Here is a 22497-nt window from a genome sequence, read left to right on the forward strand (position 1 = left end):
AGATGATAAATAAAAACTACTTTTTAGCAGTTTCAAATTTAATTAATGAACTTATTTCTAATGATTATATTACTTTCTTAAAGTACAACATAAAATCAGGATATCCAGATCATTATATATTACAGCTTGAAAATAATAATAATATTACTATTGACAATAGTATTAAATTTTTTTATCAAAATATAGGGAGCTTGGAAATTCAATGGAATTACATAAAAGGAGATGAGAATTTATTTGGAGAAATCAATATTATAGATTTAAATCAGTTTTTGAATTTAAATAATGATCAAGATTATTGGATAAGAAGATTTAATGAGAGTAATGATCCTGAACAAAATGAATTTACTAAAAGTTGTAAGCCATTTGATTACTTTAATTCTGATGAAATTGAAATTGCTTTCTTTCTAAATTCGAATAATATTATAAATGATGAACTGTATTATTTTAAATCTGGGTTTGGACATAGTAAATTAAATTTATCCATAAATGAATATTTTGATAAATTAATTGAAACAAAAGGTTTAGTAGGTTGGCAAAAAAATCTTTTAATTGGAAAATTTGAGGAAAGTATTTCAATAATTAAATCAATTTTTAATTAAAATGATTTTATGTAGTAATCTAATAGTGTAGAAGTTAAAGGTAATTTTAGGGTATAGAACCTCAATAATACTTATAGCAGTATAGGAAAAAACCCCTAAAAAGATGAGTCTTTTAGCTCATGGAAAACCAGTTGAATTGAGTTAACTTTATGTTTTTAAATAAGATAGGGTTATGAAAAAAACAGCATATCAGAAAGAATTAGTAATCAAAGCCACTCAAAAAAGAAGAGGAACCGATAATAATAAAAAAGATGTGATGAAAATTCAATCTTGGTTAACTTTATTCTCTATTCCGAATCCTAGTAGTGGAACAGCAACGGAAATTGATGGTGATTTTGGTCCAGCAACAGAAAGAGCAGTAAAGAATTTTCAGAGTTTTCATAACCTTGCATCTACTGGAATTGTAGATCAGGAACTATTTGATCAGTTATGTTTTGGGTTAAAAGAAGCTTTCGAAAAACCTTTGCTTAGTAATAATCTAAGAGATTTGATGGTAGAAGTAGCTGAAAATCACTTACAGCAGCATCCTTTCGAACTTGATATACAAGGGCAATCCAATAGCGGTCCTTGGGTTCGTAGTTATATGGATGGTAACGATGGATCACCTTGGTTCTGGTGTATGGGATTTGCACAAGCAATACTTGATCAGGCCGCTAGTAAGATTGGTGAAAACTTTAGAAGATTAATGCCGCTTACTTATAGCTGTGATACCGTTGGTAACATAGGTTTAGAAAAGGGCTTATTGTCTAGGTATCAAAAAATAAGAAAAGATCCTTCTTTAATAAAAAAAGGAGATATTTTCTTGATTCAGAAATCACGTTTAGACTGGACTCATACAGGAGTAATAACAGCTAGAGAAGGAGACGTAATAGAAACAATAGAAGGCAATACAAATCATCTAGGATCTAGAAATGGCGTAGCCGTTATGAAGAGGACCAGAAGCTTCAGGAGATCTAAAATAGATGTGTTTTCTATTGAACCTTTAGTGTAAAAAGATGAAAAAAACCTTAGCTCAGAATGCAATTCATTTTGATAGTAAATTATCATTTTTAAGAGAAGTGATAGAGTATCGCTTAAAAGATAATTATACCAGTGAAATACCTGTTTTTCCAAAATTCGATAACATCGTATCCGATGACTCATTATTTTCAATATTTGTCAGAAAAAAACAATTGTCTTTAGAGGAGGTAATTACTTTATTAGTAACGATTGTACCGCATATTTCTCCTAATTTTTTTACCACAATCATATCGGATTTTTTACCTAATGGAGGTGAATTACCAGAATTTGGAGGTGTCAAAGGAAAAAATCATAGAGGTATTATCCCGACCGGAGAAACAGTTCAGTTTATTATGGGAGGAAACGATATTCAGAAAAGAATACAACTCACAGAGATGTTTTATGAAGACCATCTTTTTATGAGAGAAGGAATTCTTTATTTAGATACAGTTCCTATAGGAGAACCCAAAATGAGTGGGCGTTTATTACTGGAAGAAGAATATGTGTCACTATTTACTACCGGTAAAGTATTAAAACCGACTATGAGTAAAGATTTCCCTGCAGAACGAATAAATACAGAGTTAGATTGGGATGATTTGGTGTTACAAAACAAAACATTACAACAAATAAAGGAGATCGAAACTTGGTTAAATTACAATGATGTCGTATTGAATGATTGGAATATGAAATCTAGGATCAAACCTGGTTATAGGATTCTTTTTTCGGGCCCTCCAGGAACCGGAAAAACACTCACAGCTACATTGCTAGGGAAATTTACAGGCAAAGATGTATATCGTGTTGATTTGTCTATGATAGTGTCCAAATATATAGGTGAAACCGAAAAAAACTTATCAAAACTATTCGATAAAGCAAAAAATAAATCTTGGATTTTATTTTTCGATGAAGCAGATGCTATTTTTGGAAAGCGTACCAATGTAAGAGATGCTCATGATAAATATGCAAATCAAGAAGTATCATACTTATTACAGCGTATCGAAGCACATCCAGGATTGGTCATTTTAGCCTCAAATTTCAAGAATAATATAGATACAGCATTTACACGTAGGTTTCAGTCCATTATAGAGTTCGAAAATCCATCGTATAAAGAAAGATTATCACTTTGGAAGAAAAACTTACCCGATAAAATAGCCTTAGACAAAAGTATTTCTTTAGAGGAAGTCTCTAAAAAATATGCTTTAACAGGAGCGAATATTATCAATGTAGTACAATATATTTGTCTTAAAACGATAGCTTCTAAGCACGAATCAATTCTCCTTGAAACCATATTAGAAGGTATTAAAAAAGAATACCTTAAAGAAGGTAAGATGGTAACCATATAAACCAATTTTAAGAGGTTATAAACTATTTACTTATGTTATTAACAATCATGTAGATTAACACTGGGAAATCAATATTTTTAAAAAGGAATCGTCTTTTTAGATGAGGAAATTTTAAAAGTATTGACATATGAATCGATTAACTATTTTGTTTTTTTTGATGATTATTACGGCTTGTAGTACTTCAGAAAAGAATGCTAATAAGGAAGTAGAAGAAACACCTTTAATCAAAAAAAATACACCTAACGTTGTTGCCGAAACACCTCTAAAACTAACAAAAGAACAAGCAAATACTTTGGTAGAATTGCCCTTAGCTTGCATTCATACAGAGTATCCAAATAAATTAGGACAAACCATAGGAAGCAAAGAAGATCTAGGAGAGCCTAAAGTTTTACATCCAGCATTTTACGGCTGTTTCGACTGGCATTCTGCAGTTCATGGACATTGGTCATTAGTGAAATTAGTAAAGTCCTTTCCAGAAATAGAAAAAGCTACAGAGATAAAAACCAAACTAATAGAAAGTATTTCTAAAGAAAATATAGAGGCAGAAGTACTATATTTTGAAGGAAAACATAATACATCTTATGAACGGACATATGGATGGGCTTGGTTACTTAAACTTGCCGAAGAAATTCATACATGGAATGATCCTGTAGCAAAGAACCTTGAGGAAAATTTGCAACCATTAACAGATGTAATAGTACAACGATATATCGATTTTTTACCAAAACTTAAGTATCCCATCAGAGTAGGTGAACATACCAATACAGCATTCGGATTATCTTTTGCATTGGATTATGCAAATACGTTTGATAATACTAAGCTCAAAAATATCATCGCTTCTCGTGCAAAAGATTTTTATACTAAAGACGCGAACTGTCCGATAGGTTGGGAACCTAGCGGATATGATTTTTTGTCACCTTGTTTAGAAGAGGTTGATCTTATGAGAAAGGTATTGGATAAACCTTCTTTTGATAAGTGGGTTGACGATTTTATGCCACAACTTAAAAATCCTGGTTTTGCTATATCGGTAGGAGAAGTCTCTGATCGTACTGATGGTAAATTAGTACATCTCGATGGACTTAATTTTAGTAGAGCTTGGGTACTATATGGATTAGCAAATCAATACCCAGAATATGATCATCTTATCAATATCGCTAATCAACACGTAAAGTATTCATTACCCAATCTTGTAGGCGACAGCTATGAAGGAGGACACTGGTTAGGGTCTTTTGTAATTTATGCACTTGATGATCGGTCTCAATAATTAAATCAATCTAACCTTTAAAGATTCTTACTTAACTAATAACTAAAAATACAAGCGTGTGAAAAAATGGTTTTCTAACATAGGTCCAGGAACCTTAGTAACTGCAGCTTTTATAGGACCAGGAACAGTAACTGTATGTACATTGGCAGGGGTTCAATTTGGATATTCTCTATTATGGGCTTTGGTATTATCAATAGTTGCCTGTCTTGTATTACAAGAAATGTCAGCTCGTTTAGGAATTATTACCCAAAAAGGATTGAGTGAAGTAGTAAAATCACAATTCGATAATAAAATAGTACGGTGGATATTGATAGGAGTCATTCTTTCAGCTATTTTTATAGGTAATGCTGCATATGAAGCTGGCAACATTAGTGGAGGTGTATTAGGATTGTCTACTATTTTAGGATCACCAATAGTTCAGCTAGGTGGTGTTTCGGTAAACTATATGAGTATTACTATTGGTGTAATAGCCTTTATACTGCTGTATATAGGTAATTATAAAGTTCTAGAACGCAGTTTAGTAGTACTCGTATTGTTTATGAGTATTGCTTTTATCATTACTGCAATAGTAACAAAACCTAACTTATCATTGCTTTTTAAAGGCTTTGTGCCGGATTTATCAACCGATAAGATACTCACTATTGTTGGGTTGATAGGAACGACTGTTGTTCCCTATAATTTGTTTCTTCATGCCTCCATAGTAAGCGAAAAATGGAAAACTAAAGAAGATCTCCCTGCAGCTAGGAAAGATACTATAGTCGCTATTGTATTAGGTGGTTTAGTCTCTATGGCGATTATAATTACAGGAGCAGCTATTCAGCAAACTGAAGTAAATAATGCTGCTGATTTGGCAAAAGGATTGGAACCAGTTTTTGGATCTATGGCAAAATATGTACTGTCATTAGGATTATTTGCTGCTGGAATTACCTCTGCAATCACTGCCCCTTTAGCTGCGGCTTATGTCGTAAAAGGTTGTATGGGATGGCAAGATGGATTAAAAAGTAATTCCTTTAGAGCAGTCTGGATGTTTATACTTTTTTTAGGTGTTTTGTTTTCTTCTTTAGGTATAAAATCAATAGTGATTATTCGATTTGCACAGGTAGCAAATGGATTACTATTACCCATTATAGCAATTTTCTTATTATGGGTTATGAATCAAAAAAATATATTGGGGAATTTTACTAATTCTTTAAAACAAAATATACTTGGTTTTTTAATTGTCTTCATTACTTGTTTTTTAGGCTTTAGAGGTATTTGGAAAGTTATAATTAATATGTAGGAAAAATAGTTTATAAAAGTAGGAATTTTGAAAAAAATAATATTGAATGCTGACGTTGGAGAAGAGGCTGGTTTTGATGATAAAATCATGCCATATATCTCTTGGTGTAATATAGCTTGTGGAGTTCATGCAGGTAATAATCAAGTGATCCAAAAAACAATTGAATTAGCATTGCAGCATCAAGTAAAAATTGGAGCACATCCTTCATATCCTGATCGTGAAAATTTCGGAAGAGTAGTTGTAGATATTTCTTATGATGATCTTGTCGATACATTAACGGATCAAATCCGAAAGGTAAAGTTTTATACAGAAGAACAAGGTGGTCGATTGCACCATGTAAAGCCTCATGGTGCTTTGTATAACGAAGCAGTAAAAAATGAAGAGATAGCAGCTGCAATTATTCAATCTGTTAAAAATATCGATAAAAGTTTAAATATAGTAACGACAAAAGATTCTATGATTTCTTATCTTTGCAGAGATGATGTTAAAGTGAAATATGAAGTTTTTGCAGATAGAAATTACAACGAGGATTTAACGTTGGTTTCCCGTTCTGAAAAAAATGCAGTGTTGGTAAATCCTGAAAATATTTTACCCCATGTGTTGCGAATGATTTCTGACAAAAAAATAAGAACAATAAAAGGAGAGGAGAAGTTGATTTTTTTTGACACGATTTGTGTTCATGGAGATAATCCAAAATCTGTTGAAATTTTGGAGTGTTTATATAAAGAGTTTTTAAAAAGAAATTTTGTTTTAAAATGAAAAAATTAGGCATTAAATTTCGGTATAAACGTTACAATGAAAATGCAATTTTGGTTCAAGGTCCTCAAGAAGTTGATGAAATTTTGTTAAAATCGTTGATTTTTTATAAAAAATCCATTGAGAAATTTTATGGTAAACTAATTGTTGAAGTAATCTTATCATATAACTCGTTATTAATTTACTATACATCTAGTATAGAGGATGTCTATAGTGAGATTTTAACGTTAAAATCTTTGTTTTTAGGTGATTTTAAAAGTATGTCGTTGAAAAAACGTTTGTGGCAAGTGCCTGTTTGCTATGCTCCAACGCTTGCTCCTGAGTTACCTTTTTATGCATCAAATAAGTTGATGAGTATTGATGATGTAATCGCCTTGCACACTGCTCCATTATATACTGTTTACTTTATTGGGTTTTTGCCAGGTTTTTTGTACTTGGGTGGTTTGGATAAAAAGTTAAGTGCTCCAAGAAAATCTATCCCTAGTTTTAAACTAGAAAAAGGATCGGTTGCAATTGGTGGAGATCAAACGGGAGTGTATCCATGTGATAGTCCTGGTGGATGGCATGTGATAGGGCGTACTCCTTTGAATTTTTTTGATATTGATTCTAAGGAATGTTGTTTTGTTTCTCCAGGAGATAAAATTCAATTTATATCGATTAGTGAAAATAAATATAACGATATAAGTTCACTTGTTTCTAGTAGTAATTATACCCCAAAATTTAAACTTTTATGAAAGGAAAGGTAGAGTTGTTGTCTTCAGGGGTGTATACAACTATTCAGGATGGTGGGCGTTTTGGTTATTCTAAATATGGAGTGCCAAAGAGTGGAGCTATGGATTTACGATCTTTCTTTTTGGCAAATGCAATTTTAAATAATGAGGAAAATTCTGCTGTTTTAGAATGGACATTGGTTCCGCCAATTTTAAAATTTCATCAGAACACTATTGTTTCGATTACTGGTGCGATTTGTGATCCGTACCTAAATGATGTTCCTTGTAAAATGAATTCGCAAATTAAAATTGAAAAAGATGATGTTTTGAAGTTTAAAAATGTTCGAAATGGGTTGTATGGATATGTGGGAATTTTTTCAGGTTTTTTGTCAGAATTAGTTTTGAATAGCAGATCTCAATATAATCAAATAACCAAGTTCTTAAGGTTGTTTAAAAATGACATGATTGCTTATGATAGTGTTAGTCGATTTTCGACATCAAATTCTTTGATTTCTAATACTGTTTTTTGGAATGAATTAGATAGTTTAAATGTCTATAAGGGACCAGAGTTTGATATGTTGTCTGAGACGCAAAAGGACATATTGTTAAATCATGATTTTACGATTTCTGATATTAGAGATCGGATGGCTATAAGTTTAGAAGAATCATTAGAAAATGATTTATCATCGATGTTATCATCACCTGTTTTACCAGGTACGGTTCAGTTAACTCCATCGGGTCGTTTGATTGTTTTGATGAGAGATTGTCAAACTACTGGTGGATATCCTAGAATTTTACAATTAACAAAAGAATCTATTAATGCTATAGCACAGAAGCGGACTGGAGATACAATTTGTTTTGATAGGATTAATTGAGTCGAAATTCTATTTAATATGTAGTTTTTTAATGTTTTTAAAAGTTAGTGGTGATATTGGTAATAGGTTGGTTTAATTGTTTTTGTAAAAATATGATAGGGGTAAAATCACCTTTTGTTGTAGGGGGAAAAGCCCCTTTTGTAGCTTTTTTTGTTTTTGCTTAATATTTGTTAATTAACTATGAAACAACTGATTAGGTGTATGGTTTTGCCGTAAATTAATTCTATAAAAGGGTGTTGGTATTTGTGTAAAACTTAGATTTTTAAATATATTAGCGACGATAACCCAATAAATGATATTATTATGGCAAAAAAAGTACAAAAACCTCAGAAGTGTATTAACGTTGAAGAAGCTAGAGAGCTTCACGATAACTGGTGTAAAAAAAGAGGGAAACGTCTACAGAAGAAATTAGGATTTGAAGATGCACGTGAATTTCATTGGTCGGTTGCTGAGTTAGAGGAATATTTGGCTTATGTAAAGCAGGAATCAGAAGAACAAGGAATTAAGGATCCGGGAATTAGAATTTATTTAGGTGCGTATTCGGAGTCCAAATGTAAAATGAAAAAAGGATATTCTACTTTGTTTTTAGCACCTACTGGATCAAGGCCTGGAGCTTCTGGTAAAGATGGAGGTGATCCGATAAATAATTATGATATACCTGCTTTTAATAGAGGAGGAACTGGTCATCCACCAAATGACTATTAGTAGAATATGACATTTTTAACAGTAATTAACCTATTTGAACTTTTAGCGGCTACAATAGGAACAATTTATATCACAAAGTATCGAGAAGACAGAATTACTCGATACTTTGTGTATTTTTTATGGTTTACTGTGTTGTTTGACACCTTCTTCGGCTGGTTTCCTTCACTTATTATAAATAATGAACAACTTTGCTTTCTAGAAGAAACTTTTTTGTATGATAACCACTGGGCTTACAACTCCTATGATATAATAAGTTTTTCTTTTTATCTTTTTTTCTTTTTAAATTTTATAGAATCTGCAAGAGTAAAAAAGATAGGGTTTTTCTTGATATTGTTTTTTATTATTACTTCGTTGTTGAATTTAATCTTTTCAGGTGTTTTCTTTAAATCTCCTGCATTGTATAGCTTGATACTGGGTACATTATTATTGTTAATTTTCATTGTTTATTTTTATTTTCAAGTATTGCAAAGTGATAAGATTCTTGATTTTTATAAAGTATTAGTATTTTATATATCCGTAGGAGCATTAGTATTTCATATATTGGTTAATCCTATTTTTATTTATGGAGAGTATTATAGTGAAGAGAGTCCAAACTTTCATGAAATCTATAGGTCGATATTAACTTTCGCCAATATTTTTATGTATACTTGTTATGTTATTGGTTTTATAATATGCTACAAGAAGAACAAATCTTATTAATTGTTTATTTTACTGTTATCATTTTGTTTTTTGTGGTATTCGGTATTATGTTCTTTGTTGCTTTCCAACGACGGAAAAACAAACTACTTCTGGAGAAATTTAAAGTAAAACAACGATTTGAGGAGGAACTACAAAACTCCAAATTAGAAATCCAAGAACAAACACTGAAAAATGTAAGTTGGGAGTTACACGATAATATTGGTCAGTTGTTATCTACTGCTGTTATGCAGATCAATATCCTAAGCTCTAATCTAGAGCCTAAAATCAAAGAATCTGTGCAAGATATAAGAGGTTTGGTAGGAGATAGTCTACAAGAAATAAGAAACCTATCAAAAACCTTAAATCATGAGGTTATCCAGAATATAGGGTTAGAAAAATCCATCCAAGTAGAATTAGACAGATTCAAAAAACTGAATTTTTTAACTCCCGAGTTAATTGTAGATGGAGAAGAAGTGCTTATCAATCCTAAAGATGAAATCATTATATATCGTATTGTTCAGGAATTTTTCTCTAACACTATTAAGCATGCAGAAGCATTACATCTACTAGTAAAATTAAATTATACTCCTCAGGATTTGACCATTGTTATAAAAGATGACGGTGTAGGATATGATATGGAATCAGTGCAAGCCAACTCTGGATTATTAAATATGAAAAGTAGGGCGTCTCTTGTTAATGCAAGTTTAGATTGTTTTTCTGAGCCCGGTAAAGGAGTATTGCTTACCTTGCGATATCCATTTAAAGAAGAGGACAAAGTTTAATAAAACTTAAACGGAAATGAAGAAAAAAACGGTAGTTATTGTAGATGATCATCTTCTATTTGCACAATCTCTAGAAAGCCTTATTACTAATCTAGAAGGGTATGAGGTGTTAGCTATTTTAAAAAACGGAAAAGAACTAACACAATATTATCTACATAAAAGAAAGAAACCCGAATTGATATTACTAGATGTAAAAATGCCAGTTATGGATGGTATCCAGACGATGCAATGGTTAAAAGAAAATCAACCAGAGCAGAAGGTGTTAGCATTGACGATGGAAGATGATGAGGAGACTATTATAAAAATGCTAAGAGCAGGAGCGAGAGGGTATTTATTAAAAGATATTCATCCTGAGAACTTCGAGTTTGCTATGAAAATGGTCATAGAGCAAGGGTTTTATTATTCCAGTAAAATAGAAACGGCGTTAAAATACTCTGAAAAAACGGATGCAGATATTGGTCAAAATCTAGCAGATAAGTTAACTGATAGAGAGTGGACTTTTTTAAAGTATGCATGCTCAGAATTAACATATAAAAGCATTGCTGGCGAAATGAACCTTAGTCCTAAAACAATTGAAAATTATAGGGAATCGGTATTTAAAAAACTTCAAGTTAAGACTCGAGTTGGTTTGGTTATATATTGTATGAAAAATAATTTATTTAAGTTGGATTAATATCTTCGTTTATTAAATACAATTTGTTTTTCAAAAATATATTTCGTTATATTTACGGCATAAATGAAAAAGAACAACACTAATATTATTAATATCATTATCAACGTCGTGATTATTTCACTGCGATGAGAAGGGTATTTGTAATTTACAATATATTAAAAATCCCTTCTTAATTAAGAAGGGATTTTTTTTGAACCATATTTAAAAATGAAAATACAAATACAAAATATCATTATTGTCAATATTATTAGTATCGTGGTGATTATTTCATCAGGATGATAGGGATATTGATCTTAAGTATTAAACAAAAATCCCTTTCGTTTCTGGAAGGGATTTTTTTTGCTAGAATCTATAATAAAATAAAAATTTAACAAATAGTGATTGTAAATAAAATGAACATAAGTAACTGTAAATCAATTAATAAGATATGTTTAGTGGTGGTTGGATGTTGTAAGCTTATTGAATAAAATTCAACAGTTTAGTCATTACGAAATAATTTTATGCTAAGGTTTATTTGATTAAATATGAATTTGATAAAAAACCAGTTAAAATTTTAGATAATTATCAAAAAATTCACATTCAAAAAGGATGAGTATTAATAAATATAGTAAACAGGTAACACAGGACGATACACAACCAGCAGCACAAGCAATGCTTCATGCAATTGGTTTGACTGATGAAGATTTTAACAAGCCTCTAGTGGGGATTGCAAGTACAGGTTATGAAGGTAATCCTTGTAATATGCATCTTAATGATTTGGCAAAATTAGTAAAGCAAGGAACAAAAGAAGAAGATGTTGTTGGTCTTATATTCAATACGATTGGTGTTAGTGATGGTATTTCTATGGGAACTCCCGGAATGCGTTTTTCGTTACCTTCTAGAGATGTAATTGCTGATTCTATGGAGACAGTTGTTCAGGCAATGTCTTATGATGGTATGGTCACTGTAGTAGGATGTGATAAAAATATGCCAGGTGCGTTGATGGCTATGATTCGATTAAACCGACCATCAATTTTAGTGTATGGAGGAACTATAGCTTCTGGATGTCACGAAGGAAAGAAACTGGATATTGTTTCGGCGTTTGAAGCTTGGGGAGAGAAGGTAGCTGGAACTATGGAGAATAGTGAATATAAAAGCGTAATTAAAAAAGCCGTTCCCGGAGCAGGTGCCTGTGGAGGAATGTATACAGCAAATACAATGGCTTCTGCAATCGAAGCCTTAGGAATGTCTTTGCCTTATAATTCTTCAAATCCAGCAATTAGTAAAAATAAAGAAGAAGAAAGTATCGCGGCAGGACGTGCGATGCGAACTCTTTTAGAAAAAGATATTAAGCCATTAGATATTGTAACCAAAAGGTCATTAGAAAATGCGATTCGTTTGGTAACTGTACTTGGAGGTTCTACGAATGCGGTATTACATTTTCTGGCAATAGCTAGGGCTGCAGATGTAGAGTTTACGTTAGCGGATTTTCAAAGAATAAGTGATGAAACTCCATTCTTAGCGGATTTAAAACCAAGTGGGAAATATTTGATGGAAGATGTGCATGAAGTAGGAGGTGTTCCTGCAGTACTTAAATATTTATTAAAGAAGGGGTTATTGCATGGAGATTGTCTAACAGTAACAGGAAAAACACTAGCCGAGAATTTATTAGATGTTCCAGATCTTACAGAGGGACAAGATGTAATAAAACCATTAGAAAATCCAATCAAACCAACAGGTCATTTAAGAATTATGTTTGGTAATCTAGCTGAAGATGGTTGTGTTGCTAAAATTACAGGAAAAGAAGGACTTCGTTTTCAAGGGAAAGCAAAAGTCTTTAATAGTGAATATGATGCTAATGATGGTATAAGAGATGGATTAGTAGAAAAAGGTAATGTAGTCGTCATAAGGTACGAAGGTCCTAAAGGAGGTCCCGGAATGCCAGAAATGTTAAAACCTACAGCGGCAATTATGGGAGCGGGCCTTGGTAAAGATGTTGCATTAATTACTGACGGAAGATTCTCTGGCGGAACGCATGGATTTGTAGTAGGGCATATCACTCCAGAAGCACAAGAAGGAGGTTTGATTGCATTAGTAGAAGATGGAGATGTTATTACAATCGATGCAGAAACAAATTCTATTACAGTTGCTATAGAAGAGGAAGAAATTAAAAGAAGAAAAGCTTCTTGGGTTCAACCACCATTGAAATTCAAAAAAGGAGTTTTGTATAAATATGCCAATACAGTTTCATCTGCATCACGAGGATGTGTTACAGATGAGTTCTAAAGAACGTTTCAGCTTGACTGAAATATAAAAATATATAGCGTAATGGAAACACAAACGCAGACAATAGAAAAAGAAGCAAAAGAAACCACAGGTCATATGACAGGTGCAGAAGCAGTAATACATTGTTTACTTGCAGAAGGTGTGGATTTAATTTATGGATATCCTGGAGGAGCAATTATGCCAGTTTATGATGAGCTATATAAGTTTCAGGATAAACTTCATCACGTGCTTACCAGACATGAGCAAGGTGCTACTCATGCCGCTCAAGGATATGCTAGAACAAGTGGAAAAGTTGGAGTGGCGATAGCTACATCTGGTCCAGGAGCAACTAATTTTGTGACTGGTATAGCGGACGCTCAAATAGATTCTACACCGATGGTTTGTATCACTGGACAAGTGGGATCTCATTTATTAGGATCTGATGCTTTTCAGGAAACGGATATTATAGGAATTTCTACGCCAATTACTAAATGGAATCATCAGGTTACTAAAGCTGAAGATATTCCTTCTGTGTTAGCCAAAGCATTTTATATTGCGCGCTCAGGTCGTCCAGGACCTGTTCTGATCGATATAACTAAAGACGCTCAGTTTGGTGAACTTGATTTTAAGTATCAAAAATGTAAAGGAGTACGAAGCTATAAACCGATTCCTGAAACGGATCCTGAAACATTAAAACAAGCTGCGGATTTAATTAATGAAGCAAAAAAACCGATGATTGTTTTTGGTCAAGGTGTAATTCTTGGTGAAGCAGAAGAGGAACTAAGAAGTTTTGTAGAAAAAACAGGTATTCCTGCTGCTTGGACAATTTTAGGATTATCAGCATTACCAACTTCTCACGAATTAAATGTGGGTATGGTAGGGATGCATGGTAATTATGGGCCTAATAAGCTTACTAATGAATGTGATTTGTTAATAGCTATAGGAATGCGTTTTGATGATCGTGTTACTGGTAATTTAGAGACCTATGCTAAACAGGCAAAGATTATTCATTTTGAAATAGATCCAGCAGAAGTTAACAAAAATGTAGAAGTAGATGTTGCTGTTATGGGTAATGTGAAGAATACGTTGTCTGATATTCTTGCTTTAGTAAAATCTAATACTCATAAAACTTGGTTACAAGAATTTAAAGACTTTGATACTATTGAATATGATAAAGTAATCAAAGAAGAATTATATCCTTCTAAGGATGGTCTTTCTATGGGAGAAGTACTTAGAGGAATTAATGAAGAAACTAAAGGAGATGCCGTGATCGTGTCTGATGTAGGACAGCATCAAATGATTGCTTGTCGATATGCAGAATTTGTGAGAACAAAAAGCAATGTAACTTCTGGAGGTTTAGGAACTATGGGATTTGCCTTGCCAGCAGCGATTGGAGCAAAAATGGGAGCTCCTGAACGAGAAGTTGTAGCTATCATAGGTGATGGCGGATATCAAATGACCATACAAGAATTGGGAACTATTTTTCAAACAAGGGTTCCAGTAAAGATTGTGGTATTAAATAATGACTTTTTGGGAATGGTTCGTCAATGGCAACAATTGTTTTTTGACAAAAGATATGCTTCCACGGAAATGGTGAATCCAGATTTTGTAACCATTGCAAAAGGATATCATATTGACGCAAAAAGAGTTACGAAAAGAGAAGAGTTAGGAGATGCTATTAAAGAAATGATAACTTCAAAAGAACCTTACTTTTTAGAAGTATGTGTAGAAAAGGAAAATAATGTATTCCCGATGATACCAACAGGAGCATCGGTTTCAGATATAAGATTGAGTTAGTTATGGAGAGAGAATGTTATACAATTTCAGTATACACTGAGAATAATATAGGATTGCTAAATAGGATATCTGCAATCTTCCTAAAGCGTCATATCAATTTAGATAGTATGACTGCTTCAGTTTCAGAAATTAAAGATGTTTTTCGATTTACTATTGTTGTAAAAATAACAGAGGAGCAGGTTAAGAAGTTGGTAGGTCAGATAGAAAAGCAAATAGAAGTTATCAAGGCTTTTTATCATAAAGATGATGAAACAATATATCAAGAAACTGCGCTATTCAAGGTTGCTTCTAAATTGTTGTTTGAAGAACGACAAATACAGAATGTGATTAAAGAAAGTAATGCGAATATTGTAACTGTTACGCCAGAGTTTTTTGTATTAGAAAAAACAGGAAGGCGCAAGGAAGTAGAAGAGTTGTATGATAAGCTAGAGCCTTATGGGTTAATGCAATTTGTGCGTTCTGGTAGAATTGCCGTAACAAAAGAAAAGATGCATATATCTAAAATAATCGAAAGCTTTGGAATAGAAGTAGCTTGATATTTACAAAAATACGAACAACTAGAAATCAAAATTAAATAGATTTCCGCAAAAGCGGAAGTAACCACAAATTAGAAGGAAATGGCAAATTATTTTAATACGCTATCATTAAGAGATCAATTAACACAATTAGGGAAATGTAGATTTATGGACTCTTCTGAGTTTACGGATGGAGTCAATGCATTAAAAGGGAAGAAAATAGTAATTGTAGGTTGTGGAGCACAAGGACTGAATCAAGGTCTTAATATGAGAGATTCTGGATTAGATATTTCATATACGCTTCGCGAAGCTGCTATTAAAGAACAGAGACAATCTTATAAGAATGCTACAGATAATGGTTTTGCTGTAGGAACTTATGAAGAATTAGTTCCTAATGCAGATGTAGTAATTAATCTAACACCAGATAAACAACATACTCAGGTAGTAAATACTGTAATGCCATTAATGAAAAAAGGAGCGACATTGTCGTATTCTCATGGATTTAATATTGTAGAAGAAGGAATGCAAGTGCGTGATGATCTTACGGTTATTATGGTAGCGCCAAAAAGTCCGGGTTCTGAAGTTAGAGAAGAGTATAAAAGAGGTTTTGGAGTACCAACATTAATAGCAGTACATCCTGAGAATGATCCGCAAGGTTTCGGATTATCGCAAGCAAAAGCCTATGCTGTAGGTACTGGTGGCGATAGAGCAGGTGTATTAGAATCTTCATTTGTAGCAGAAGTGAAATCTGATTTAATGGGAGAACAAACAATTCTTTGTGGCCTTTTACAGACCGGTTCTATACTTTGTTTTGATAAGATGGTAGAAAAAGGAATAGATGCAAGATATGCTTCAAAATTAATTCAATATGGATGGGAAACTATTACTGAGGCATTAAAGTATGGTGGAATTACGAATATGATGGATAGATTGTCTAATCCTTCTAAGATAAAAGCATTTGAATTGTCCGAAGAATTAAAAGAAATAATGCGTCCATTGTTCCAAAAGCATATGGACGATATTATAGGAGGGCATTTCTCTAAAACTATGATGGAAGATTGGGCAAATGATGATAAGAATCTATTGTCGTGGAGAGCGGCTACAGGAGAAACAGCTTTTGAAAAAACACCGGCAGGAGATGTAGAAATTTCTGAGCAAGAGTTTTATGATAATGGAGTATTAATGGTAGCTATGGTAAGAGCAGGAGTAGAGCTTGCTTTTGAAGCAATGACTTCTTCTGGTATTATTGAAGAATCTGCTTACTATGAATCTTTGCATGAAACACCGCTTATCGCAAATACAATCGCTCGTAAGAAATTATTCGAAATGAATAGAGTGATTTCTGATACAGCGGAATATGGTTGTTATTTATTTGATCATGCGTGTAAGCCTTTACTAGGAGACTTCATGAAGAAAATAGATATAGATGTAATCGGAAAAGCATTTGATCAAGATAAAAGTAACGGAGTAGATAATGCCAAGTTAATAGAGGTGAATGCTGCTTTAAGAAATCATCCAATAGAAGTGGTAGGAGCTAGATTAAGAGCTTCTATGACGGCCATGAAACCAATAGTATAATAATTTATTTGTCTAGCTGGGTCTGTCGAAGTTTTTTGAGATGTGTATTGTGTAATCTTTGATGGACTCAGACTGGCAGATAAAATATGAGAATATAGAAAATGAATACAGAAGTGACGACATATTTTCCTCAATTAGAAGACATCAAAAAAGCATCTTCTAATATTAAAGAGGTTGCTATGGTTACACCTCTGATGAATAGCATTCGGTATTCACGTAAATACGATGCTAATATTTTATTAAAAAGAGAGGATTTACAACGTGTTAGATCCTATAAAATAAGAGGCGCTTTTAACAAAATTAGTTCTTTAACTAAAGAACAGTTGACTAAAGGAGTTGTGTGTGCTAGCGCTGGAAACCACGCACAAGGTGTTGCGTTTGCATGCCATCATCTAGGAATACAAGGGACTATTTATATGCCATCTGTAACTCCTAAACAAAAAGTAGAACAAACTCAAATGTTTGGCGGATCAAAGGTGAAAATTGTTTTGGAAGGTGATACTTTTGATGATGCATCAAAAGCAGCAAAGAATGCTTGTATTGCAGAAGGAAAAACGTTTGTTCATCCATTTGATGATCCTAAGACAATAGAAGGGCAAGGAACTATTGGTTTAGAAATATTTGATCAAGTGGATCACCCTATTGATTATATATTCGTAGCTGTTGGTGGCGGTGGCCTCGCTTCCGGACTATGTGGTGCTATGAAGGCATTATCTCCTAAAACAAAAATTATTGGTGTGGAGCCGCAAGGAGCGGCTTCTATGTTAACTTCTATAAAGGAAAATAAGAACACCGAAATTTTTGATATTGATAAATTCATTGATGGAGCAGCCGTGCAAAAAGTCGGAGATCTTAACTTTGATATTTGTAAATCATATTTATCGGATATGATGACAGTTCCAGAGGGATTGGTATGTCAAACTATTTTAGACTTGTATAATAGAGATGCCATTGTAGTAGAACCTGCGGGAGCATTAACTTTAGCCGCTTTGGAATTCTATAAGGAAAAAATAGTAGGAAAAAATGTAGTTTGTATTGTTAGCGGAAGTAATAATGATATTACTAGGACAGCAGAAATTAAAGAAAGAGCCTTATTGTATGCTGATTTAAAACATTATTTTATCGTTCGTTTCCCTCAAAGAGCTGGAGCCTTAAAACAATTCGTAGGAGAAGTTTTAGGACCAAACGATGATATCACCCACTTTGAATATTCAAAGAAGTCAAGTAGAGAAAATGGTCCAGCCGTTGTCGGTATAGAACTCAAAGATAAAAAAGATCTAGAGCCTTTAATTTCCAGAATGAAGCAATATAGTTTTTTTGGTGATTACCTAAATGATAAACCAGACCTGTTTCAGTTTTTGGTATAATGAATCCAATTTATTTAAATAGGATTATTGTTCTAAAAGACCATCTGCAATCCAATCCTCTACAATATCAATAGTAGCTTGCGGCATTCTTCCTCCATTATCTGAAGGAGGCATTACATTAAAAGCATTGTTTGTAGTGATAAAACTAAATAGATTTCTGTCATTTACTGCATTCACTACTTCCTGAAAAGTTTCTAGTGCCATTGGAGCAGAATTTTGTAACGGAGTTCCGTGACATTCTGTACAGTTGCTGTCAATAATTGCTTTTACATGACCAACATAAGTAGATGTCTGACCCGGAATTGGATCTGGATCTATAGGTACTTCTGGCTCTGTAGTGCCATCATCGCTACTACTGCAACTAAATAATGTAAATGCGAGTAATGTAACTAATAGTATTGGGGATTTCATAGGTATTATTTTTTTCTTCAATATAGCAAATATTCCAGGAATTAATAAGATTTCTGATTTTACAAGTATAACGCTAAGATTTTGGATAAATTATAGATCGATCTGAACATTATATTCTTTTAGTAGTTCTAAGTGATCTTCTAGTTGAAATTCTGAAGCTTTAAATCGATCTCTTCGTGATTTTGCATCTTCTTTACGAATAATGCTTCTTACAAAACGTCGCACTGCTGTTTCATTTTCTAAAATTAAACCAGGAACGGGTACACTACTTCCTTGGTCATTTTTAGCAACCATGGTAAAGTAACTAGAGTTACAATGTTTTACTTTGCCAGTCATAATGTTTTCGGATTCTACTCTTACACCAACAACCATAGAAGTCTTTCCCACATTATTTACAGAGGCTTTCATAGTTACTAATTCCCCAACTTCTATTGGTTTTAAGAAATCAACTTTATCCACACTGGCGGTAACACAGTATGCTTCGGAATGTTTAGATCCGCAAGCAAAAGCAATTTGATCCATTAGTGATAAGATATAGCCACCATGAATTTTACCACTGAAATTAGAATGGGAGGGAAGCATTAATTCAGAAATGACAACTCTGGATTCTCTAGCGGTTTTAAATTTTTTCATTTCTGTTTTTTAAAAAGTTATTTTCGAGTATTATTTTCTAAAATGAGGCGATTCTTCTTCCTCTACATCAGTTACAAAATACTTAGAATCTCCTAGCCAAGAAACGGTAGCAAAACGTTCTTTGTACTTTAACTTTACATATCTACCTTGATATTCTTCTAGTTTTTTAATGACTTGATCATTCCTGTCTTCTACAGAAAAACTAAATATTTGAGCTCCCGAAATACCTTGACTGATCTCACCTTCCCAGGTTTTAAAAACAATACCTTTGTTACTAAATTTTATAAGTTCACCGCTACGTACACCTTCGCTATACGTTGCAAAATATACAGAAGTATACCATAAGGTAAACAAAAGTACAATTCCTAAAATTATGAAAAACAACGTTTTTTTCATCAAAAAATATTTACTAAAATTCTGGTGTTATAATTCTGATACTATCATCTGTTGATATATAAATAATATCATTTTCTCCAACCAACAGACCTCTAGGGTTATTAAATGTAGCTATAGTTGGAACACCGTCCATAAAACCAATTTCTCCGGTACCTGCAAGTGTACTTACGATACCTTCTGGGCTAAGCTGGCGTATTTTTTTATTACCAAAGTCTACAACAATAATGTTTCCTTCAGAATCAATATCTAAATCAAGTAGACCATCAAATTGAGCGATATCGCTTTCTCCATCAACATCACCATCAACTCCCGTACCTGCGATTGTAGATACCACTCTTTCTGGAGTTACTTGTCGTATCCTATTACCATCACCAAATATGAGATTACCGTCATTATCAAACTCCATTCCTGTAACAAAACCAATTTGAGCTACATCAGCAGGACCATCTACAGAACCTACCTCTCCAGTTCCTATAAAGGTACTAACGACATTGTCTGGCGTAATTTTTCGAATAGTAGCAGCTGAAAAATCACTTACATATAGATTTCCAGAAGTATCAATTGCAATCCCAATGGGAGAAGAAAACTGAGCTATACTGCCGATTCCGTTAACTAATCCGAATTCTCCTGTTCCCGCAATAGTTTCAACCGTTTGATTGGTAAGATCTATTTTTCGAACATTATTATTGTTAAAGTCTACTAATATAAGATTTCCATCAGGATCTATGATCATACTTCTAGGGTTCGAAAAAGTAGCTTCAGCCAATGTGCCGTCAACTGATCCGGTAACTCCTGTCATTCCGGCAACGGTACTTACAATATTGTTGACATCAATTTTTCTAATTTTATTATTGCCATAATCCGTTATATAAATAGCTCCTTCATCATCTTCAGCAATATTCCATAGAGAAGAAAAAGATGCTTCTGCAACAGGTCCATCTACATCACCAGATATTTCACTACGGATTAACGTGCTTACTTGTGCTGGTGTAATTATATATGTGAATTCTGGACCTAAGGTTTCTTCTCCTTGTGTTATTACTTTGACGATCCCAGTTTGTGCACCTCTCGGAACAATAGCTTTAATTTCTGTAGCGGTAATAGAATTTATAACAGCTTCTACATCATTAAAAAAAACAGAAGTAACATTTTCATTAGTATCAAAGGCAATACCAGTAATTGTAACTTCGGTATCTCCTGGCCCACTTTCTGGAGCGATACCTTCTATAGAAGTAATAGCAGTAAACGTAAGATTGTCTGCATCTTTAGTGCAACTTGTAATCCCCAAAATTATTAAAAAAAGAACGGCATAAATGCTGTTTTTTTTTGATATAAGTGTGAAACATATCATAAGCTGAGTTTTAAAATTACTACAAATATAGAGGTAAAATTTTTAGAAAGAATCATAAATCTTAGTAACGAATTCATCGATTTTATTGGGTTCTAGCCATCTAGTTACGATAACAAGATTTTGTTTTTTATCGATGACTATAAAATTACCTCCAAAACCTGCGGCATAATAAATATGTTCCGGAAGTCCTTCCCAATGACGAGATCCTTTTTGGTTTAACCACCACATAAATCCATAATTAGAATTAGCTTTAGAAGGTTTAGTAGCTTCTGTAATCCAATTTTCTGAAATCAATTGTTTGTTATTCCACTTCCCATTATTCATAAATAATAGTCCGAAACGAGCATGATCTTTGGTGTTAATAAACAAACCGCCACCAGAATGACCGCCACCACTTACAGATTGCATTTGTATACCATCAATATTAACCCAGGAATTATCATATCCATACCATCTCCATGTAGTCGAAGCACCAATGGGGTCCATTATTTTTTCTTTAAGAATCTGTGGTATAGGCTTTCTCCAAATATTTAGGAGTGAATAGGATAATACGTTTACTCTAACGTCGTTATATTCGAAAACGGTACCTGGTTCTTGTAGTTTTCTGAGTTTCCAATCATCGATATTACCTGTTTTTGGAGGACGATCTGCCCAATCATAACCACCCCATAATTGTCCAGACCAATCTGATGATTGTGTAAGTAAATGCCTCCAGGTAATTTTTTTGTTATGGTTACCGTCATAAGTGTTATCCCAAATATAGTTGTATGCGAAATCATCTGCAGAACTAATCAGTTTGTTATCTATTGCTAAACCTGCGATGGTTGATAGGTAGCTTTTGGTAACACTAAAAGTCATGTCCACGCGATCTACATCACCCCATTTAGCAATAATATATCCGTCTTTTAGAATTAAACCGGCAGGAGCACCTCTTTTTTTGGTAGGCCCCAAAATTTTATGATAAGGTTCTCTTTCGAAACCTTTTAGTATTGCTTGTCGTAGATCTCTAGATCCAGAATATTCTTGATCCTTGGCATACTCAACAGCTTCGTTAAGCTTTGCAAAATCGATATTAAATTCGGTAGGACTCTTTTCATTCCAACTTCCTCGTTCCGGGAAATAGAGCTGTTGAGCAGTATTTGTTTCGGTAAAAAGCCCAAGAATTAATAAAAAAATGAGTGTGTGAATATTTTTCATGAAGTTAATGATTTTGTTCTGATCACTTTTTTCATTAGAAGAAATATCCCGACAGCAAATAGGACACTTCCAACAACGGATACGATGCTAATAGCTGTTGTTATATAGGAGTAAATAGTACCTTCCCATTTTTGATAAAAAGCAAATTGTATAAATAATATTCGCCCAATAATGATACATAAAAATATAATTACATTACCAATTAAAATTAGAATACCCTCAATTTGAGATTTCATTTTTGATAAATAATATATACTTATTACAATAAAGAATATTGTTGGAATTGCGTATACCAATCCCATTAACAATTGTATGATAATCTGAGGAGTATCTATGTCCATAATAAAA

General features: G+C 33.2%; 23 protein-coding genes. 17 read left to right on the top strand and 6 right to left on the bottom strand.

The genetic code is table 11. The features are described from left to right. Window positions 1-2 precede the first annotated feature (2 nt). The 17 genes from NMK29_RS05110 to ilvA all read left to right on the top strand — a co-directional run bounded on the left by NMK29_RS05110 (window position 3) and on the right by ilvA (window position 18161). A complete protein-coding gene (locus NMK29_RS05110) occupies window positions 3-599 on the top strand; it encodes a hypothetical protein (RefSeq protein ID WP_108802521.1) in 597 nt (198 codons plus the stop codon). A gap of 172 nt (window positions 600-771) precedes the next feature. After that, the gene (locus NMK29_RS05115) at window positions 772-1590 is read left to right on the top strand and encodes a peptidoglycan-binding protein (protein ID WP_108802522.1); all 819 of its coding nucleotides are present in this window, start codon (window positions 772-774) and stop codon (window positions 1588-1590) included. Window positions 1591-1594: 4 nt separating this feature from the next. Then, window positions 1595-2938: an ATP-binding protein gene (locus NMK29_RS05120; protein ID WP_108802523.1), complete on the top strand. Its 1344-nt coding sequence runs from the start codon at window positions 1595-1597 to the stop codon at window positions 2936-2938. Between the two features lie 127 nt (window positions 2939-3065). Next, window positions 3066-4202 (top strand): DUF2891 domain-containing protein, encoded by a 1137-nt coding sequence (locus tag NMK29_RS05125; RefSeq protein WP_108802524.1) that lies wholly within the window; start codon window positions 3066-3068, stop codon window positions 4200-4202. Between the two features lie 58 nt (window positions 4203-4260). Then, window positions 4261-5481 (top strand): Nramp family divalent metal transporter, encoded by a 1221-nt coding sequence (locus NMK29_RS05130; protein WP_108802525.1) that lies wholly within the window; start codon window positions 4261-4263, stop codon window positions 5479-5481. A 27-nt stretch (window positions 5482-5508) separates the two neighbouring features. Beyond that, on the top strand, window positions 5509-6240 hold the full coding sequence (pxpA, locus tag NMK29_RS05135; RefSeq protein ID WP_159092142.1) for a 5-oxoprolinase subunit PxpA: 732 nt from the start codon (window positions 5509-5511) through the stop codon (window positions 6238-6240). After that, the gene (gene pxpB / locus NMK29_RS05140; RefSeq protein ID WP_108802527.1) at window positions 6237-6971 is read left to right on the top strand and encodes a 5-oxoprolinase subunit PxpB; all 735 of its coding nucleotides are present in this window, start codon (window positions 6237-6239) and stop codon (window positions 6969-6971) included. Before pxpA ends, pxpB begins: the two co-directional genes overlap by 4 nt. Next, complete coding sequence (locus NMK29_RS05145) at window positions 6968-7822, top strand: biotin-dependent carboxyltransferase family protein (protein WP_108802528.1); 855 nt, start codon at window positions 6968-6970, stop codon at window positions 7820-7822. Before pxpB ends, NMK29_RS05145 begins: the two co-directional genes overlap by 4 nt. 303 nt (window positions 7823-8125) lie before the next feature. Then, window positions 8126-8527: a hypothetical protein gene (locus NMK29_RS05150; protein WP_108802529.1), complete on the top strand. Its 402-nt coding sequence runs from the start codon at window positions 8126-8128 to the stop codon at window positions 8525-8527. A 6-nt stretch (window positions 8528-8533) separates the two neighbouring features. Next, entirely contained in the window at window positions 8534-9226 is a 693-nt protein-coding gene (locus tag NMK29_RS05155) for a hypothetical protein (RefSeq protein WP_108802530.1), read from the top strand. After that, the gene (locus NMK29_RS05160) at window positions 9199-9987 is read left to right on the top strand and encodes a sensor histidine kinase (protein ID WP_108802531.1); all 789 of its coding nucleotides are present in this window, start codon (window positions 9199-9201) and stop codon (window positions 9985-9987) included. The genes NMK29_RS05155 and NMK29_RS05160 overlap by 28 nt, the downstream gene beginning before the upstream one ends. A gap of 16 nt (window positions 9988-10003) precedes the next feature. Continuing rightward, entirely contained in the window at window positions 10004-10660 is a 657-nt protein-coding gene (locus tag NMK29_RS05165) for a response regulator transcription factor (protein WP_027393842.1), read from the top strand. Window positions 10661-11248: 588 nt separating this feature from the next. Then, window positions 11249-12925 carry a dihydroxy-acid dehydratase gene (gene ilvD / locus NMK29_RS05170; RefSeq protein ID WP_108802532.1) on the top strand — a complete coding sequence of 559 codons (1677 nt, stop codon included), beginning with the start codon at window positions 11249-11251 and terminating at the stop codon, window positions 12923-12925. Window positions 12926-12967: 42 nt separating this feature from the next. After that, a complete protein-coding gene (ilvB, locus tag NMK29_RS05175; protein WP_108802533.1) occupies window positions 12968-14701 on the top strand; it encodes a biosynthetic-type acetolactate synthase large subunit in 1734 nt (577 codons plus the stop codon). Window positions 14702-14703: 2 nt separating this feature from the next. Beyond that, window positions 14704-15237 carry an acetolactate synthase small subunit gene (ilvN, locus tag NMK29_RS05180; protein ID WP_027393839.1) on the top strand — a complete coding sequence of 178 codons (534 nt, stop codon included), beginning with the start codon at window positions 14704-14706 and terminating at the stop codon, window positions 15235-15237. Window positions 15238-15318: 81 nt separating this feature from the next. Further along, a complete protein-coding gene (gene ilvC / locus NMK29_RS05185; RefSeq protein ID WP_108802534.1) occupies window positions 15319-16794 on the top strand; it encodes a ketol-acid reductoisomerase in 1476 nt (491 codons plus the stop codon). A 101-nt stretch (window positions 16795-16895) separates the two neighbouring features. Next, window positions 16896-18161: a threonine ammonia-lyase IlvA gene (ilvA, locus tag NMK29_RS05190; protein ID WP_108802535.1), complete on the top strand. Its 1266-nt coding sequence runs from the start codon at window positions 16896-16898 to the stop codon at window positions 18159-18161. A 24-nt stretch (window positions 18162-18185) separates the two neighbouring features. Here the strand turns inward: ilvA and NMK29_RS05195 are convergent, their stop codons facing one another. The 6 genes from NMK29_RS05195 to NMK29_RS05220 all read right to left on the bottom strand — a co-directional run bounded on the left by NMK29_RS05195 (window position 18186) and on the right by NMK29_RS05220 (window position 22490). Then, window positions 18186-18572 (bottom strand): hypothetical protein, encoded by a 387-nt coding sequence (locus NMK29_RS05195; protein ID WP_108802536.1) that lies wholly within the window; start codon window positions 18570-18572, stop codon window positions 18186-18188. Between the two features lie 90 nt (window positions 18573-18662). Next, window positions 18663-19205 (bottom strand): acyl-CoA thioesterase, encoded by a 543-nt coding sequence (locus NMK29_RS05200; protein ID WP_027393835.1) that lies wholly within the window; start codon window positions 19203-19205, stop codon window positions 18663-18665. A 30-nt stretch (window positions 19206-19235) separates the two neighbouring features. Beyond that, window positions 19236-19601, bottom strand: coding sequence for a 6-phosphogluconate dehydrogenase (locus NMK29_RS05205; protein ID WP_108802537.1), 366 nt, complete (start codon window positions 19599-19601; stop codon window positions 19236-19238). Between the two features lie 13 nt (window positions 19602-19614). Continuing rightward, on the bottom strand, window positions 19615-20952 hold the full coding sequence (locus tag NMK29_RS05210; RefSeq protein ID WP_108802538.1) for an IPT/TIG domain-containing protein: 1338 nt from the start codon (window positions 20950-20952) through the stop codon (window positions 19615-19617). Window positions 20953-20994: 42 nt separating this feature from the next. Then, complete coding sequence (locus tag NMK29_RS05215; RefSeq protein WP_108802539.1) at window positions 20995-22149, bottom strand: serine hydrolase; 1155 nt, start codon at window positions 22147-22149, stop codon at window positions 20995-20997. After that, entirely contained in the window at window positions 22146-22490 is a 345-nt protein-coding gene (locus NMK29_RS05220; protein ID WP_108802540.1) for a hypothetical protein, read from the bottom strand. Before NMK29_RS05220 ends, NMK29_RS05215 begins: the two co-directional genes overlap by 4 nt. Window positions 22491-22497 lie beyond the last annotated feature (7 nt).

The sequence above is a fragment of the Aquimarina sp. Aq107 genome, assembly GCF_943733665.1.
In the GTDB taxonomy this organism is placed as follows: domain Bacteria; phylum Bacteroidota; class Bacteroidia; order Flavobacteriales; family Flavobacteriaceae; genus Aquimarina.